At 63.5% G+C, this 16,857-nt stretch carries 14 protein-coding genes; 11 read left to right on the forward strand and 3 right to left on the reverse strand.

Annotated features, from left to right (window positions below; all coding sequences use genetic code 11):
• Positions 1-48: 48 nt before the first annotated feature.
• From AC2FLM_RS18290 to AC2FLM_RS18335, 10 genes are all read left to right on the forward strand, one after another.
• A complete protein-coding gene (locus AC2FLM_RS18290; protein WP_234145656.1) occupies positions 49-885 on the forward strand; it encodes a helix-turn-helix domain-containing protein in 837 nt (278 codons plus the stop codon).
• Between the two features lie 124 nt (positions 886-1,009).
• Positions 1,010-2,023 (forward strand): branched-chain amino acid ABC transporter permease, encoded by a 1,014-nt coding sequence (locus AC2FLM_RS18295; RefSeq protein ID WP_234145655.1) that lies wholly within the window; start codon positions 1,010-1,012, stop codon positions 2,021-2,023.
• A gap of 3 nt (positions 2,024-2,026) precedes the next feature.
• On the forward strand, positions 2,027-3,112 hold the full coding sequence (locus AC2FLM_RS18300; protein ID WP_234145654.1) for a branched-chain amino acid ABC transporter permease: 1,086 nt from the start codon (positions 2,027-2,029) through the stop codon (positions 3,110-3,112).
• A complete protein-coding gene (locus tag AC2FLM_RS18305; RefSeq protein WP_496859408.1) occupies positions 3,105-3,902 on the forward strand; it encodes an ABC transporter ATP-binding protein in 798 nt (265 codons plus the stop codon). Before AC2FLM_RS18300 ends, AC2FLM_RS18305 begins: the two co-directional genes overlap by 8 nt.
• Positions 3,895-5,952, forward strand: coding sequence for an ATP-binding cassette domain-containing protein (locus AC2FLM_RS18310; protein WP_496859409.1), 2,058 nt, complete (start codon positions 3,895-3,897; stop codon positions 5,950-5,952). The genes AC2FLM_RS18305 and AC2FLM_RS18310 overlap by 8 nt, the downstream gene beginning before the upstream one ends.
• 72 nt (positions 5,953-6,024) lie before the next feature.
• A complete protein-coding gene (locus AC2FLM_RS18315; protein WP_496859410.1) occupies positions 6,025-8,889 on the forward strand; it encodes a flotillin family protein in 2,865 nt (954 codons plus the stop codon).
• A 2-nt stretch (positions 8,890-8,891) separates the two neighbouring features.
• Positions 8,892-9,329: an SRPBCC family protein gene (locus tag AC2FLM_RS18320; RefSeq protein WP_234221924.1), complete on the forward strand. Its 438-nt coding sequence runs from the start codon at positions 8,892-8,894 to the stop codon at positions 9,327-9,329.
• Positions 9,326-9,781, forward strand: coding sequence for an SRPBCC family protein (locus AC2FLM_RS18325; protein WP_496859411.1), 456 nt, complete (start codon positions 9,326-9,328; stop codon positions 9,779-9,781). Before AC2FLM_RS18320 ends, AC2FLM_RS18325 begins: the two co-directional genes overlap by 4 nt.
• A gap of 31 nt (positions 9,782-9,812) precedes the next feature.
• Entirely contained in the window at positions 9,813-10,661 is an 849-nt protein-coding gene (locus tag AC2FLM_RS18330) for an N-acyl homoserine lactonase family protein (protein WP_496859412.1), read from the forward strand.
• Between the two features lie 3 nt (positions 10,662-10,664).
• A complete protein-coding gene (locus AC2FLM_RS18335; protein ID WP_496859413.1) occupies positions 10,665-12,182 on the forward strand; it encodes an aldehyde dehydrogenase (NADP(+)) in 1,518 nt (505 codons plus the stop codon).
• Between the two features lie 33 nt (positions 12,183-12,215).
• Here the strand turns inward: AC2FLM_RS18335 and AC2FLM_RS18340 are convergent, their stop codons facing one another.
• Together AC2FLM_RS18340 and era are read right to left on the reverse strand one after the other, a co-directional pair.
• The gene (locus tag AC2FLM_RS18340) at positions 12,216-12,542 is read right to left on the reverse strand and encodes a DUF1491 family protein (protein ID WP_234221921.1); all 327 of its coding nucleotides are present in this window, start codon (positions 12,540-12,542) and stop codon (positions 12,216-12,218) included.
• 58 nt (positions 12,543-12,600) lie between these two features.
• Positions 12,601-13,506: a GTPase Era gene (gene era, locus AC2FLM_RS18345; protein WP_496859414.1), complete on the reverse strand. Its 906-nt coding sequence runs from the start codon at positions 13,504-13,506 to the stop codon at positions 12,601-12,603.
• Between the two features lie 181 nt (positions 13,507-13,687).
• Between era and AC2FLM_RS18350 the strand changes: the two genes are divergently transcribed.
• Entirely contained in the window at positions 13,688-15,073 is a 1,386-nt protein-coding gene (locus AC2FLM_RS18350) for a multicopper oxidase family protein (RefSeq protein WP_496859415.1), read from the forward strand.
• 53 nt (positions 15,074-15,126) lie between these two features.
• Here the strand turns inward: AC2FLM_RS18350 and AC2FLM_RS18355 are convergent, their stop codons facing one another.
• Entirely contained in the window at positions 15,127-16,821 is a 1,695-nt protein-coding gene (locus AC2FLM_RS18355) for an acyl-CoA dehydrogenase family protein (protein ID WP_496859416.1), read from the reverse strand.
• Between the last annotated feature and the right edge of the window lie 36 nt (positions 16,822-16,857).

A 16,857-nucleotide genomic window follows, 5' to 3' on the forward strand; every position in this document is an offset into this window, starting at 1 on the left:
CGGTTGCCGGACTGACGAGGGGGCGTCGCCTAGCTGGGAGGAGAAGGGATGAGCAAGGCTTTGGCTGCTTTTAGGGGCGACTATGGTCGGGTGTTTCTGTTTCAGCTCGACCGGGAGCTTGTCGTGCATGCCCATCGCGAGGGGCATCTTCTTTTTCACATCGACGGCGCACCTGCCGAGATGATCGTAGAGGATCGCGCCTATGACCTGAAATGCGGCAACGGGGTTGCCGTCAATCCATGGCAGCCGCATTTCTTTCGCCCCTGCATTCCGGGCGAGGAAACCATGGTCCTTGTCCTGTATATCGATCAGAAATGGTTTCTTCAGGCCAGCGGTCCCTTGTCACCATCGCTGCGTTATGGTCGTTCCGAGATCGAGGTGGACGATTTCCTGCGCACCGCGAAACACAGCATGGTTCGCGGGATGATGGACCCCAATACCGAAGCCGCCGTGCTGGAGGATATCTTCCGGCAGCTCGCTTGCGGCAGCTACGAGCAGAGCTGGCAGTGGACGCCAGAGGCTGACGGAGTTCCGGGGGGACAGTCCAGGATGATCGATTTCCGAATCCGGAAATCGATCCGGCTGCTCGCCGAGGTGCCGTTCGAGGAAACCTCTCTGGACGAGGTTGCCCGGACAGTCGGGCTTTCGCGTGCGCATTTCTATCGCATGTTCCGCGATCAAATAGGCGTTACGCCAAATGTCTACCTGAACGCGCTGCGGATGGAGAAAGCCATCGACCGGTTGTTGCTGTCCTCTGACACCGTGGCCGAGATCGGACATGACTTGGGCTTCTCCAGCCAGGCCAGTTTTACCCGCTTTTTCACGTCCAACGGTGTCCTGCCGCCCAGCGAGTACCGTCGCGCTGTGGTCTGCGAGATCGCCTGAGGTGCTTTTTGCGACCCCGTGCGCAGTCGTGAGACTGCCGGGTATGCCCACAAGCAGGTACGTTTCCTATCCTTCCTGACAACACGCGCGGGCACATCTGAACCCGCGCATCGGGGAGGATGTCATGAGCGAGTTTGCTCGGAAACAACCGGTCTGGACGGGCCTGGCCGTTCTGGTCGTGCTTTTTGCGATATGGGCAATTTTTGCGCCCTGGCCCGAAGGGTTCGAGGACATATTTGGCCGAAAGAAAGTATTCCTGAACGCCTTGTTCAGCGGCATCACGCTGGGCGCCCTGTACTTCCTGGTCGCATCGGGGTTCACGCTGATATTCGGACTGATGCGCAACGTCAATCTCGCGCATGGCTCGCTGTACCTGCTCGGGGGCTACGTCGGCTATGAGTTCGCGGAATGGACGGGGCTGTGGCTGTTGTCCTTCGTCGTGGTGTTTGTTGTCGTCGGCTGTGTCGGCATTGCCATGCAGTATCTGGTATTCCGCCGGCTCGAAGGGCAGGACCTGCGCCAGACGCTGGTGACCATCGGCATTTCGGTTGTTGCGGCCGATATCATGCTGTGGATCTGGGGCGGACAATCCTATCAGGTCCTGTCGCCGGACTGGTTGAGTGGCCCGATGCAACTGCCGCTCGTCACCGGATACAACCGCGAGGGCGCGCTGGTCTATCTGAAATACCCCAAGGTTCGACTGGCGATCCTGGTGGCTGCGATTGCCATCGGCGTCGGTATCTGGCTGGCCCTGAACCGTACCCGTGTGGGCATGGTGATCCGCGCGGGCGTTGATGATCGTGACATCCTGGGCGCGATGGGCGTGCCGATCGGGCCGGTCTTTCTGGGGGTATTCGCGTTTGGCGCCGGGCTTGCCGGGGTGGCGGGGATCGTCGGTGGTACCTTTCAATCCATCGCGCCCGGAGAGGACACGCGCTTTCTCATGGCCTCGCTGGTCGTGGTGATCGTGGGCGGCATGGGGTCGGTGCAGGGGGCGGCCATCGGCGCGTTGCTGATCGGCTTGGCCGAACAGTTGGGCTCGGTCTACATGCCAACCTATGCGGTGGTGCTGACCTTCCTGATCATGGCGGCTGTACTGGCTTTCCGCCCGCAGGGCCTGATGGGGCGGAGGGGCTGAGCGATGTCATCGAACCTTCGTCCGGATACCCTGGCCAATCCGCAAGCGCCGCGTTGGTGGCTGTGGATTGTCGACCGCGTCGCGGCCGTTCCTGGCCGGTCCTGGGCGGTGCTGCTGATCCTGCTGGTGATGCCACTGGTCGCCAATGATTTCTTCCTGTTCCAGATATTTGGCTGGAGTTTCATCCTGGGCATCGTGGCGCTGTCGCTGATGTTCCTTGCGGGCTATGGCGGCATGGTCAGCCTGATCCAGATGTCGGTGGCCGGGCTTGCGGGTTACATGGTGGCGTTGTTCGGCGAAAGCGGCACCGCAATCAGCCTCGGCCTGCCATGGTGGTTCGTGCTGCCGGTGGCGATCGCAATCGCGACGCTGTTCGGCGCGCTGGTGGGGCTGTTGGCGGTTCGGACCGAGGGCATCTACACCATCATGATCACGCTCGCGATGGCCTCGGCCTTCTACTATTTCACCCGCCAGAACTATACGATCTTCAACGGGTATACCGGTTTCAACCTGGTTCTGCCGCCGGCGCTGTTCGGGGTGGATTGGCGTCAACCTGTCGCCTTCTACTACCTGACCCTTGGCATCGCCGGGCTTTGCTACCTGCTGGTGGCATATGTCTCCCGCGCACCGTTTGGGCTGGCCCTCCAAGGGGTCCGTGACAACCCCCGTCGCATGGCGGCGCTGGGCTTCAATGTCACCGCGCATCGGGTGGCGGCCTATGCGTTCGCGTCAGTTCTGGCCTCGATCGGAGGCATTCTGCTGGTCTGGCAGAATGCCCAGATCGCGCCGGGCACGGCAGGGATCCATGCAACCTTCGACATCCTGATCATCGCCGTGATCGGCGGGCTCAGCCGGCCCAGCGGTCCATTCCTGGGGGCGTTTCTGTTCGTGCTTCTGGCGACTTTCGCGCCCGATCTGCTGCGCGCCATCGGCGCTTCGGGCGAACGCTACAAGATGCTGATCGGCGCGATCTTCCTGATCGTGGTGTTCGCCTCGCCGGATGGAATTCTGGGCCTTTGGGAGCGGTGGAGAGCGCGGATGGCCCGTGACGACATGATGCGCGGCCAGGGGGGGCGAAACAATGAGTGAAACCGGATTGGAACAAGCTGCGGTCGCGGTCAGCAACACAGCTTCGGCCCATGCGCTTGAGTTGAGTGGAGTGTCCAAACTCTTCGGTGCGCTGGCCGCTCTTAGTGAGATCGACCTGGCGATAAAGCCCGGGGAACGCCGGGCCGTTCTGGGGTCGAACGGGGCGGGCAAGACCACGCTGTTCAACTGCATCACCGGAGATTTCCTGCCGAGCAGCGGCCGGATCCGCATGTTCGGCGAGGATGTCACCCAGTTTCCGGCGCAGGAGCGTATCCGCCGGGGATTGCGGAGAACCTATCAGATATCGCTTCTCTTTAACGGGTTGACCGTTAGGGACAATGTTTATCTTGCGTGCCGGGGTGTATCGCGGGGGCGGTATTCGTTCTTGCGGCCAAGGGCAGATGACAGCCTGATGCAAGCCACCGAGGACCTGATTGCCGCGGTGCATTTGAGCGATCTGATCGATACGCCGGTTGCTGTCCTGGCCTATGGCCAGCAGCGTCAGTTGGAGATCGCACTGGCGCTTGCAGGTGCGCCGCGGCTGATCCTGTTCGATGAACCGGCGGCCGGCCTTTCACCGACCGAACGGCGGGATCTGGTCGACATTCTAACCGGCCTGCCGAGGCATATCGGATTCGTCATCATCGAGCATGACATGGACGTGGCGCTGCGCGTGGCCGAGCGGGTCACGATGATGCACAACGGGCGCATCTTCAAGGAAGGGTTGCCCGAAGAGATTGAGAACGATCCCGAGGTACAGGCGCTCTATCTTGGAGGTGGCCATGAGTGACGGACGCAAAGCATCGGCGCCCGCTCTCGAGATCAAGGGACTCAACGTATATTACGGCGCCAGCCACGCCTTGCAGGGCGTGGACCTGGGCCTGAATGGCGGAGTGCTGTCCGTTGTCGGGCGCAACGGCATGGGCAAGACGACCCTTTGCAAGGCGATCATGGGTCTGGAACCCGCCAGTTCGGGTACGATCAGTTTCGGCGGGCAGGTCCTCAATGGCAAGTCACCGGCGGAAATCGCGCGCATGGGGGTCGGTTATGTGCCGCAAGGGCGTAGGCTGTGGCGGTCACTGACGGTGGACGAGCATCTGCGCCTCGTGGCGCGAAGCGGTGGCGCCTGGACCATCGAACGGATCTACGACAGTTTCCCGCGCCTCGCCGAGCGCAAGTCGAATGGTGGCGCACAGCTTTCGGGCGGGGAACAGCAGATGCTGGCAATCGGGCGGGCGTTGTTGCTCAACCCAAGGCTTCTGGTCATGGACGAGCCGACCGAGGGGCTGGCGCCGGTCATCGTCTCGCATGTCGAGGACATGCTGCTGAAGCTCGCCGCCGAGGGTGATATCGACGTTCTGGTAATCGAGCAGAACATCGGCGTAGCCACCAGCGTGGCCGAGACCGTGGCAGTCATGGTCAATGGGCGGGTCAGCCGGATCGTTCCCTCGCGTGATCTGGCGGCCGACCGCGACCTTCAACAACGTCTTCTGGGCGTCGGTCAACATGCCCATGACGAGGATTCGGATGCCGAACCGACCCAAAGCGATATGCAGGTCGGCTCGCTGATCCAGCAATACCAGGCAGCAAGCCATCCGATCCCGCAGATCACACGGTGGTCCTCGATCGAGGGGGCGGGCAACAAGCCCATCGCCCGTGGCACCGAACCCGACCAGCCGGGCATTCTCGTGCTGGGTGCGATGAGCCGGACCGCCACCGAAATACGGACGACCCGCGCGCTGTTGCGGGACGCGGGACACAAGGTCACCACGGTCGATATATCTACAGCGGCCGACCCGGCGTCGTTGGCGGATGTCCCCGCCCATCAGCTTGCGGCCTGGCATCCAAGGGGTGCCGCCGGCATCCATGACGGGGTGACACCCGACCCACGACTTGGCGTCGCCGAGGCGCTGGAGCGTTTCCTGACAGCCCGGCCCGGCGTCGAAGGTGTTCTTGCCATTCTCGACCTTGGCGAGGCGGCGATCATCGTGCCCCGGATCATCGCGACGCTTGGACAGGTGCCGGTTCTGGTGGTCGCACCGGCGGCGTCGAGCGATCTTTTGACCATGGTAACCGGCGGTCGGTTGCTGGTGTTTCCGGCCGATGGCGACGCGGGTCTCACACGCGCGGTTCGCGCCGGAGCCCAGGCCATGGCGGAACTGCTCGCCCCCGTCGTCGCAGGAGACCTTGGGGCGCGCGTGGCTGGCCATGTCGCGCTGATTTCGGGCTTGGCGGGCGGAGCGCGTGCCGCGTCCGTTACGGCGATGCTGGGGCTTAATCACCGCTGTGTCACCTACGCGCCGACACGGGCGGGGGTGGACGAACTCAAACTTGCCATCGCGTCTGGTGTTGTAAAAGCGGTCATCGATCTGGATCAGTCCGATATCGCAGCGCAGATGCTCGGCGGCGTGATTGACACGGTTCCTGACCGGATCGAGGAGCTTTGCACCGCAGATTGCCCATATGTTTCGGTCCTCGGTGGTGGCGACCTGATCTATGCGCATCGGTCGGATGGACCGGGCATATCGATCCGCAAGTCGGTCCGGGCCGAGGCCGAAACCGTCGGGCGGAGCTATGCTGCTGCGCTGAATGCGAGCACCGGCAGGATTACGGTGATTGTACCGGCAGCCCCGCAAGGCAGCCCCGCATTCTGGACAGGCGACGCGTTTGTCTCGGTTTTCGAGGAAAGCGGGCAGCGCAAGCTTGTGCGTTCACCCGGCGCCGCGTCGAGCAGCGAGACAATGCAGTATCTGGCCCGCGCCCTTGACGAGAGGCTGAAGGGTGACACGCCGGGCCGCCGATCCGCGGTCGCCTCCGTCTATGGGGCAAGCGCGCCATGAGCCCGATCATCACCACAAAACAAGACAATGCCGGGGCGGCGACACCGCCCGTACCTCCAGGGAGGATATGAAATGGAAGCCGGACAAATCATCGCTCAGCTAATCCTATGGCTGATCGTTGCGGTCATCGTGATCGCCATCATCTACTGGGTCATGCACTGGCTCTATCGCCGCTCGACCAAGGAAACCGCCTTTGTGCGCACGGGTTTCCTGGGTGAAAAGGTGGTTGTGGATGGTGGTGCCTTCGTCTGGCCGATCATCCACGACATCACGCCCGTCAACATGAACACGCTGGCGCTGCGCATCAGCCGCACCCGGGAAGCGGCGGTGATCTCGCATGATCACGTCCGGGTCGATGTCGAGGCGGACTTCTTTGTCCGTGTTGCGCCGGATCGCGAGTCGGTATCCATCGCGGCAAGCCGGCTGGGTCGCAGAACGCTGAACCGCGAAGAGGTTCAGGGGCTTCTGGAGGGCAAGTTCGAAAGTGCGCTGCGTTCTGTCGTGGCCGAGCTTGATCTGGTCACTTTGCAGGAACAGCGCCATACCGTCGTCAAACGGATCAAGGAAACCGTGCAAGAGGACTTGCGGTTCAACGGGCTTGAGCTGGAAACGGTGGCCATCCTGGACATCGACCAAGCAGGGCTCGAGTTCTTCAATCCCTCCAACAGGTTCGATGCCGAGGGCATGACCGCACTGATCCGCGATATCGAGGAAAAGCGCAGGTTGCGCAACGACATCGAGCAAAGCGCGATGATCCAGATCCGCAACCGCAACCTGGCGGCTGAACGCGAGGCCTTGAATATCGACCGCGAAAGCGAGCACGCGCGGCTGGAACAGGAGCGCGAGATAGAGCTGCGCCGCGCCCTGCAACAGGCCGAGATTGCCCGTGAGCGCGCCGAGCGCGAAACCGAGGCCGAGAATGCCCGGATTGCCGCCCGAGAGGCGACCGAGACGGCCCGGATCGCGACCGAACGCGCCATCCGCAGCCAAGAGATCGACCGGAACCGGCAGATCGACGCGGCCGAAATCGAGGCCCGCGAAGCGACCGAACAGGCGCGACTTGCACAGGACCGCAGCCTGACAGCGTCGCGGATTGCCCACGAGCAAGAGATCAAGGCGCTGGAAATCGCGCGCAGCGAAGCGCTGGAAGCCGCTGAAATCGCCGCGCAGGAAGCGACTGAAAGGCAACGCATCGCCCAGCAGGCCAAGATCAGCGAAATACGGATTAGCGAGGACCAGCGCGTGCGCGCGCTGGAAATCGAACGCAAGCGCCTGGTCGAAGAGGCCGAGATTGCCGCCAACAAGGCCGTCGAGGCGGAACGCATCGCGCAGCGCAAGGCGATAGATGCCGCGCGGATCGAGGCGGACAGCGAAACCCGCAGCAACGAGATCGCGCGCAACCGCGCGGTGGACGAGGCGCGCATTGCTGCCGACGAGGCGCTGGACGCGGCCCGTATCGCACAACGCAAGGCGGTCGAAGCCAAGCGAATTGCGGTCGAAGAAGAGTTGCGAACCCGCGAGATCGAGCGTGAGCAGGCCAATGAACAGGCTGCGCTGATGATGCGCAAGGCGATAGAGGCGGAGCGCATTGCCGTTGAAAAGGCAGTGAAAGCCGAACGGATCCTGGCCACCGCCGAGACCGATCATATGCAAATCGAGCGGAACAAGGCAATCGACGCAGCGCGGGTCGCCGCCGAAGAGGCGCTCGAAGCGGCGCGTATTGCGCAAGCTGCGGAACTGGCCGCACGCCGCATTTCGACCGAAGAGGCAACCCGGACCCGCGAGATCGCCCGAGACGAGACCCTGGATAGCGCCGTCATCGCGCAGCGCGAAACGGTCGAGCGCAAGCGGATCGCCACGGAACTGGCACTGGAACAGGAGCGTATCGCCAGCCAGCAGGAGCGCGAGATCACCAACATCCGCAGCCGCGAAGAGGTCGAGACCGCCGAGATCGTCCGCGAGGTGGAACTGTCGGCCAAGCGCAGCGCCAAGGCCGAAGCCGATGCAAAATGGCGCCGTGCCGAAGTCTCGGCCCGCTCTGTCGTGGAATCGGCCGAGGTCGAACGCGAAAAGACATTGGAGGCCGCGCGGCTGGAACGGCGGCGGGCGCTGGAACAGCTGGAGATCGCTCGTCATCAATCTTTGCGCGAAGCCGAGATTGCAAGCCACGAAGAGATCGAGCGCGCGCGCATCGCGTCGGAACGTGGCCTGGACGAGGCGCGCATTGGTCACGAAACCGAACGCCGGCAACTGGAAATCGGTCGCGAGAAGGCCGTCGAAGCGGCCAATATGGAAAAGGCCATCATCCTGTTCCAGAAATCGCTTGAGGAATCCGCCGCCCGCGCCGAGGCAGAACTGGCCAAGGCCCGTGCCGTCGAGGCATCCGAACAGGTGCTGACCGCCCGGGAAACCGAAGCCGCCCGCCGTAAGAGCAGCATCGACGTTCTCATGGCGGAAAAGGCCGCTCAGGAGGCCCGGCTGGCAGCCGAAGCGGCCAAGATCCGCAGCGCCGTCGAGGCCGAAGCTCAACGCCTGATGAACGAGGCCGAGAATGTCCTGAGCGACCCGGCGCGGATGTCCCTGTTCCGTCGCAAGCTGCTTGAACATGTCGAGGGTATCGTTGCCGCTTCGGTCAAGCCAATGGAAAAGATCAATGATATCAGGATTATGCAGCTGGATGGCATCGGGGCGAACGGCGCCGGCACCGGCAACAGCGGCAGCCCGACCGATGAAGTGATCAATTCGGCTCTGCGCTATCGGGTGCAGGCGCCGCTGGTCGACAGCCTGCTGGCCGATATCGGCATCGACGGCGCCAATATCGCACGTCAGGGCGGGCTTCTGCGCGAGGCCTCGGACCTGAACCGCATCGTGCAGGACGAACGTCGGGAGGCGAAGACGAACAAAGACTCGGGTGACGCCCGGAAGGGCAAGGAATAATCATGCCACGGGTCTTTTATTCGGCGATCCTCAAGGCGCCATCGGACCGTATCTGGCAGGTCTTGCGCGACTTTGGCGGATTGCATCGGTGGCTGCCCGGCGTCGTCCAATGCGCGGTCGAGGATGGCTGCCGGGGCGATCAGGTCGGTGCGGTCCGGCAACTGGTCGTCCGCGACGGTGGCGCGTTTCGTGAACAGCTTGTCGCGCTGTCGGATTACGATCTTACGCTGGCCTACACGATCCTCGAAGCGCCTTTCGCGCTGACGGATCACCTTGCCGAGTTGAGGGTGATCCCCGTAACCGAGGGTGGCGGAAGCTTCGTCGGCTGGTCGGCAGAGTTTAACTGTCCAACGACCAGCCATGACAAAACCAGCCGGTTCATGGTTGACGAGGTGTTCCGGCCCGGTCTGACCGCATTGGAGCGGGGGCTGACAACATGATCCGGGTGATCCGTTCCGCCGCCTATCCGGCTCCGGCCGATCAGGTCTGGCAAATGTTGTGTTCTCTGGGCGATCTGGCGCTTTGGCATCCCGCTGTCCAGTCCAGCCGCTCGGTGGACGCGCCGCGTGCCCGCGTGGGTGCCATCCGCCATGTCGCGACGCGAGACGGGCTGAGCATGGAAGAAGAACTGATCGCTTTCGCGGAGCGTGATCGTCGCCTGGAAATACTGACCCGGACTGCCCCGGTCCCGCTGTCGCTGATGTGGCAGGCTTTGACGGTCTTCGGAGTGACGGCGACCGACGGCGCGGTTCTGCGCTGGGAACTTCGGGCGGACGGGGCGCCGGACTGGTCGGACCGGATCCGGGTCTGGTTCGGCGATGGATACATTCCCGCCGGACTGCATGGTCTGGCCGCCCATCTCTCGGTTCAACACGACAAACCGATCAACTGACATACGAACGATCCATCAAGGAGGACTACCAATGGCGTTGGAAATCAAGGTTCTGGACTATGGCGATATCGAGCTTGAATCGAGCTTCCTGGTGCTCGGTCACGAGTGCGGCCGGGTCAAGCGGGTGCCGGTCTACGGCTTCCTGATCCTGGGTGGCAGCCACCCGGTGCTGGTTGATACCGGCTATCGCGACAATGCGATCATGGAGTCGCTGGGCATGCGCGGCTTGCAGTTTCACGAGAACATGATCGAGAACCAGCTGGCCAAGCATGGTCTGAAACCCGGCGATATTCGCTATATCTGCCACACCCATCTGCATATCGATCACGCAGGCAAGGACGACAAGTTCCCGATGAACACGACGGTCGTGGTGAACCGGCGCGAGATGGAATGTTCGGTCTCGGGGTTGATGCACCCGCAATACCCGATGCCGGACATTCAGCACCTCGTGGAACGTATTCACACCCCCGGTGCGTTGCGGTTCGAGGACCTGGAACTGACCGGCGAGATCGAACTGATCCCTGGCGTGACGCTTGAGGCGGCGAATGCCCATACCGAAGGGTCGATGAATGTGCATGTGCAGACCGCCGAGGGTCGTGCCACGATTTGCGGCGACGTGATCTATGACATCAACACCCAGATCGTCGAGCCCTACCGCCAGACGCAGGATCACGAACCGCAGGTGACCGGCAACCATGCCGGGAGCAAGCGGGCCGAGAAGGCGGCGATCAAGAAGCTGCTGAACAGTTCGGATTTCCTGCTGATGGTACATGACAAGCCAGCCAAGGTGGTCGGCAAACAGATCGCCGGGCGTCTGGACATGCAGGTGCCGGGGCCGGTGGTTTCGAGCCTGCCCAAACGCAACTGGTTCCCGGTCTAAACCGTGGCCCTGCGCGATGACCAGATCGGTGGCCAGCTGATCGGCAGTGGCTGGCTTGCCGGACAGGGCGAGGAGTTCCTGTCTGAACCGGCCAGCGGCGCAGCGCGTCGATTCACCTCTGCGACCTCCGCAGAGGTGGACGGGGCGGCGCGTGCCGCAGAGGACGCATTTGCCGCGTTCGCAGCCACGACCGCGCAGCACCGCGCGCGGTTTCTTGACCGGATCGCCGCCGAGATGAGGGCGCGAGAAGAACGGATCACTGTGATCGCATGCGCGGAAACGGGCCTTCCCGAGGCCCGGATCAGGGCCGAGTTCGCACGCACCACCGGCCAGCTGCGCCTGTTTGCGCAGCATGTTCTGACGCGTGGCTGGCTGGACGAGCGGCACGATCCGGGCTTGCCAACGCGCAACCCGCCTCGCCCCGACCTGCGGTTGATCCAGCGCCCGGTGGGCCCGGTCGCGGTATTCGCGGCGTCGAATTTCCCGCTGGCCTTTTCGGTCGCGGGCGGGGATACGGCCAGTGCTCTGGCCGTCGGGTGCCCGGTGATCGTCAAGGCCCACCAGGCCCATCCGGCGACATCGGAAATTGTCGCCGACGCGGTCGACACCGCCCGCAAGGCCGAGCGACTGCCGCCGGGTACCTTTGCCCTGTTGCAAAGCGCGACGCGTATGACCGGTACGGCGCTCGTCACGCATCCTTTGGTGCGGGCCGTGGGCTTTACCGGTTCGACCGCCGGGGGACGAGCGTTGTTCGATCTTTGTGCGGCGCGCCCGGAGCCCATCCCGTTCTACGGTGAATTGGGATCGGTCAACCCGCTGTTCGTGCTGCGCGGGGCGGGGCTGCGCCGTGGTGCCGAGATCGCGCGCGCTTGGGCCGCATCCCTGACGCAAGGTGCAGGCCAGTTCTGCACCAAGCCTGGTCTCGTGATCTTGCCGGCAGGCGAGATTGCCGAACGGTTCCTGCAAACCGCCGTCGAGGCACTGGCTGAGACACCGTCGCAGTGCATGCTGAGCGATACGATCGCCCAAGGCTTCCGCGTCAGCATTGCCCGGCTCGAAGAGAAATCGGGCGTTGTCACGGGCCATAACACGGTTGCCAAAGAAGGGCGGGATATGGGGCCGGTATTGCTGCGTACGAAGGCCGATGCCTTTTTGGCCGATGTGGAGATGGCCGAAGAGGCGTTCGGGCCGGGTGGGCTTGCAATCACCGTTGCCGATCCTGAGGAAGCCGTGGCTCTGGCCCGGTCGCTCTCGGGCCAACTGACGGCAACGGTTCATGGCGATCCGGAGGACCAGGCCGAGGCGCGTGCGCTGTTCGGCATCCTGGAGCGCAAGGCCGGGCGACTGATCTGGAACGGATTTCCGACCGGTGTCGAGGTTGCCGATGCGATGGTTCACGGCGGGCCCTTCCCGGCCTCGACGAATTTCGGACATACGTCCGTCGGAACGCTGTCGATCCGGCGCTGGCTGCGGCCCGTCTGTTATCAGGATATCCCGTCCGGGCTGACCCCGGTTCGGTGACACGGCCGCCCCGATCGGTGCCGCGAAAACGGGTCAGAGCCCGTCCTGATCCAGCAGATGGCGACCCTCGCGGTCTTCGACCTCGATCACCCAAAGATCGGGGTCGAAGCCACGCTGACGGGTGATCGCTGCATCGACCTCGAACTCCGGCCCGCTGGTCAGAACTGCCCAGGATCGCGCGCCGCTCATCAGATCGTATTCGCGGTGATAGGCCACCGCCTGCCCGTCAAGCGTGTTAAGCTTCACCAGAACTGCGCCGGCTGTGTCGTCGCCATGCGACATGACATAGGCGGGGATATTCATCAGGCGCAGGCGTGCCAGATAGGCATGTACCCAGAAATCCGCCGTCAGCCTCGCCATGCACAGTCCCCTCGGTGGCGTGCGAGATTTTTCGACGAAAAATCTCGGCCCGTTCCGCTCAGTTGCCGTCCTTGAAATCGAGACCCATCTCGGAATAGCGCTCGGCTTCTTCCAGCCAGTTGGGCCGCACCTTGACCTGAAGGAAGAGGTGGATCTTGCGGTCCAGGAACTCTTCCAGCTCGGCCCGTGCCGCCTGTCCCACTGCCTTGACGGTTTCGCCGCGCTTGCCCAGCACGATACCCTTGTGACCGTCGCGCATGACATAGATCACCTGGTCGATCCGGGCCGAGCCGTCCTTGCGCTCTTCCCAGTTCTCTGTCTCGACGGTCAGTTGATAGGGCAGTTCCTGATGCAGGCGCAGGGTCAGTTTCTCGCGGGTGATCTCGGCTGCGATCATCCGCATAGGCAGATCAGCGATCTGATCCTCGGGATAGAGCCAGGGGCTTTCGGGCAGTTCGGCCGCCAGCCATTTGCGCAGGTCGTCGACCCCGTGGCCACGCTCGGCCGAAATCATGAAAGTGCGGGCAAACCCGAACCGCGCGTTCAGCGCCTCGGACAGGCCCAGCAGTTTTTCTGCGGGCACCCGGTCGATCTTGTTGATGGCCAGCGCCACGGTACGGCCCTTGGCGATCTCGGTCAGCCCTTCGAGGATACGTTCGACCCCTTCGGTGATACCGCGATGGGCCTCGACCATCAGCACCACGATATCGGCATCCGCAGCGCCACCCCAGGCGGCGGCAACCATGGCGCGGTCAAGCCGCCGGCGCGGCTGGAACAGGCCCGGCGTGTCGACAAAGACGATCTGTGCATCGCCCTCCATCGCGACGCCACGAATGCGCGTGCGGGTGGTCTGGACCTTGTGGGTGACGATCGACACCTTGGCCCCGACCATGCGGTTCAACAGGGTCGATTTGCCCGCGTTGGGCTCTCCGATCAGGGCGACAAATCCGGCGCGTGTGGTCATGGGCGGGTCCTGGTTGCAAGTCGCATCCTCTACAGGGTTTTGCGCGCGCTCGCCAGAGGGCAAATGCCCTTTAGCGACCAGAGGGCGCATTGCGGGCGGTGCCGTCCCATGTCAGCCTGTGTCTCAGGTCCAGCCAACTGACAGCCCGGCCTCTTTCCCAATTGCAGAAATGAGGTGTCGCATGTTTCGTCGCGATCTGTTGTTTGGAGGCGCCGCCCTGTTGGGGGCCGCCGGCTTGGCGCATCTGGGATCCGCCATGGCCCCACACGGGGTGCAGGAGTTGGTGGTTCAGCAAGCGACCTACCAGCTGCGCCACCAGCGGACGGCGGGCATGGTCAGCCTGTCGTCCGATGCGCCGCCGCCGGTTCTGTACGGGCGGCAGGGGCAAGAGATGCGGTTCACTGTCCGCAACACGCTGGATGAGTACACCGCGATGCATTGGCACGGGCTGAGGATCGCCAACGCGATGGACGGGGTACCCTATCTGACCCAGATGCCGATCGGCCCGGACGAGAGGTTCGCCTATGCCTTCACCCCGCCCGATGCGGGCACCTATTGGTATCACCCGCATTGCATGACCATGGAGCAGATGGCCTATGGCCTGACCGGGGTGATGGTGATCGCCGAGGCCGAGGATCCGGGGTTTGACAGTGAAGAGGTCATAAATCTGCGCGATTTCCGGCTGGACGCGGCGGATGCCTTCCTGCCGGCCTTTACCGCGCGGGGCGCAGCGCGGGGCGGTACCATGGGCAATGTGCAGACCGCCAACTGGCGGCAGGGGCCTGTCTATGATCACAGCGCCGGGTCTTTGGTGCGGCTGCGGGTGGTCAATACCGACACGACGCGGATCTACAAGCTCTATCTCGATGGCGGTATGGCCCGGATCATCGCCTGGGATGGGCACCCGGTCAGCGTCGAACTGCCGGTGCCGCGCGCGGGTGCGCCGCTGTTGCTGGCGCCCGGTCAACGGGTCGATCTGGCGCTGGCTATGCCGGTGGAGGAGGGGCGGCAGGTCGCCCTGATGGCCGATCTGCCCGGCCAGCCGCCCCGGTTGATGGCCGGCCTGCGCGCTGTCGGCTCTGGTCCCGCGCGCGATCTGGCCGAGTTGAAACCGCTGGCACGGAACCCGCTGGCCCAGCCCGACCTCGACCGCGCCGAACTGCACGAGTTTGTCTTTGGCTGGACGCCAGAGGGGAATGCGCCCAATGACGGATTCTGCGGCACGCTGGGCTATACGTTCTGGTCGATCAACCGCACACCCTGGGCTGGTGATGGGGCGACGGGCACGGCGCCACTGGCGGTGCTGGAACGCGGCAAGAGCTATGTTTTACGCCTGCGCAACGAATCGCCCAACCTGCACCCGATCCACCTGCACGGTCTGGTATTCGTGCCGATCGGGTCGAACCGGCGCAGCCTGCCGCCGCTCTGGACCGATACGATGCTGCTGTTGAAGGACGAGGTGATCGACATCGCTCTGGTGGCCGACAATCCGGGCGACTGGGCGTTCCACTGCCATGTGATCGAACATCAAAAGACCGGGCTGACAGGGTTCCTGCGGGTGACCTGAGGCAACGAAAAAGCCCGGCGCTGGGCCGGGCTTTTCAAACTTTTGAAGTTGGCTCAGCCCAGCAGGCGGCGGGCGATCACCTGAGCCTGAATCTCGGCGGCCCCTTCAAAGATGTTCAGGATACGCGCGTCGCAGAGTACGCGGCTGATCTTGTATTCCAGCGCAAAGCCGTTACCGCCATGGATCTGCAAGCCGTTGTCGGCCGCAGCCCAGGCCACGCGGGCGCCCAGCAACTTGGCCATCCCGGCCTCAAGGTCGCAGCGGTGGCCATGGTCCTTTTCCCAGGCGCTGAAATAGGTCAGCTGGCGCGCGATCATGATCTCGACCGCCATCATCGCCAGTTTGTTGGCGACACGCGGGAAGGCAATGAGAGCGCGGCCGAACTGCTTGCGGTCTTGGGCGTATTGCATGGCGATATCGAGCGCCGATTGTGCCACGCCGATGGCGCGGGCGGCGGTCTGGATGCGCGCGCTTTCAAAGGTCTCCATCAGCTGTTTGAAGCCTTTGCCCTCTTCGCCGCCGAGCAGGTTCTCGCCCTTGACGTGGAACCCGTCAAAGCCCAGCTCGTATTCCTTCATGCCGCGATAGCCCAGAACCTCGATCTCGCCTCCGGTCATGCCGGGGGTGGGGAAGGGGTCGACATCGGTGCCCGGCGTCTTTTCGGCCAGGAACATGGAAAGACCACGGTAATCGGTGGTGTTGGGATCGGTGCGCGCCAAGAGCGTCATCACATGGGTGCGCGCGGCATGGGTGATCCAGGTCTTGTTGCCGGTGACCTTGTAATCGCCGTTCTCGTCCTTGACCGCGCGGGTACGCAGGCTGCCAAGGTCGGAACCGGTGTTCGGCTCGGTAAAGACAGCAGTGGGCAGGATCTCGGCGCTGGCGATGCGGGGCAGCCAGCTGGCCTTTTGCTCCTCGGTGCCGCCCGCGATGATCAGCTCGGCGGCGATCTCGGACCGGGTACCCAGCGAGCCGACGCCGATATAGCCGCGGCTGAGTTCCTCGGAGACCACCACCATCGAGGCCTTGGACAGACCAAAGCCACCGAATTCCTCGGGGATGGTCAGGCCGAACACGCCCATCTCGGCCAGTTCCTCGATCACCTCCATCGGGATCAGCTCGTCCTTGAGGTGCCAGTCATGGGCAAAGGGTTCGACCTTTTCCACCGCATAGCGGCGGAACTGGTCGCGGATCATCTCCAGCTCTTCGTCCAGACCCGAGGCGCCGAACATGGTGGCGCCGGCCTGCTCCTGCATCAGCTCGACCAGACGAGTGCGCGCGGCCTGGGTGTTGGCCTGCGCCATCAGGGTCTGCACTTCGGCGGCCTGGAACCCCGACAGGGCGTCCCAGCCCAGGCCCAGATCCTGAAGCCGGACGACCTCGCCCTGGTTCATCGGGATGCCGCCGGCAAGCTGGTGAAGGTATTCACCAAAGGCGATCTGGTGAATCAGCTGTTCGATCTCGCCGAATTTGCCCTCGGCCTGCAACGCTTCGGCCCAGCGCTGCATCTGGCGCAGCGATTGCTGATAGGTGGCCAGCCAGGACAGACCATGCGCGGCTGTCTGGTTTGCATCAAGCAGGGCCCCCGACACGCGGCCGCCTTCGCTCACCATGTCGCGCAGGGTTTCGCGGGCCCGTTCGAACAACGCATCCACCGGGGCAAGAGCCGCGCCGGTCAGGCTGAGAAGGTCGGGCAAAAGAACGGTTTGCGTGGTCATCGTCATCGGGTCCTGTCCGTCATGGGCCATGAATCACATCCTCTCTTGGTCCGTCCGGTCATATCA

Source organism: Ruegeria sp. SAZD011 (assembly GCF_059612545.1).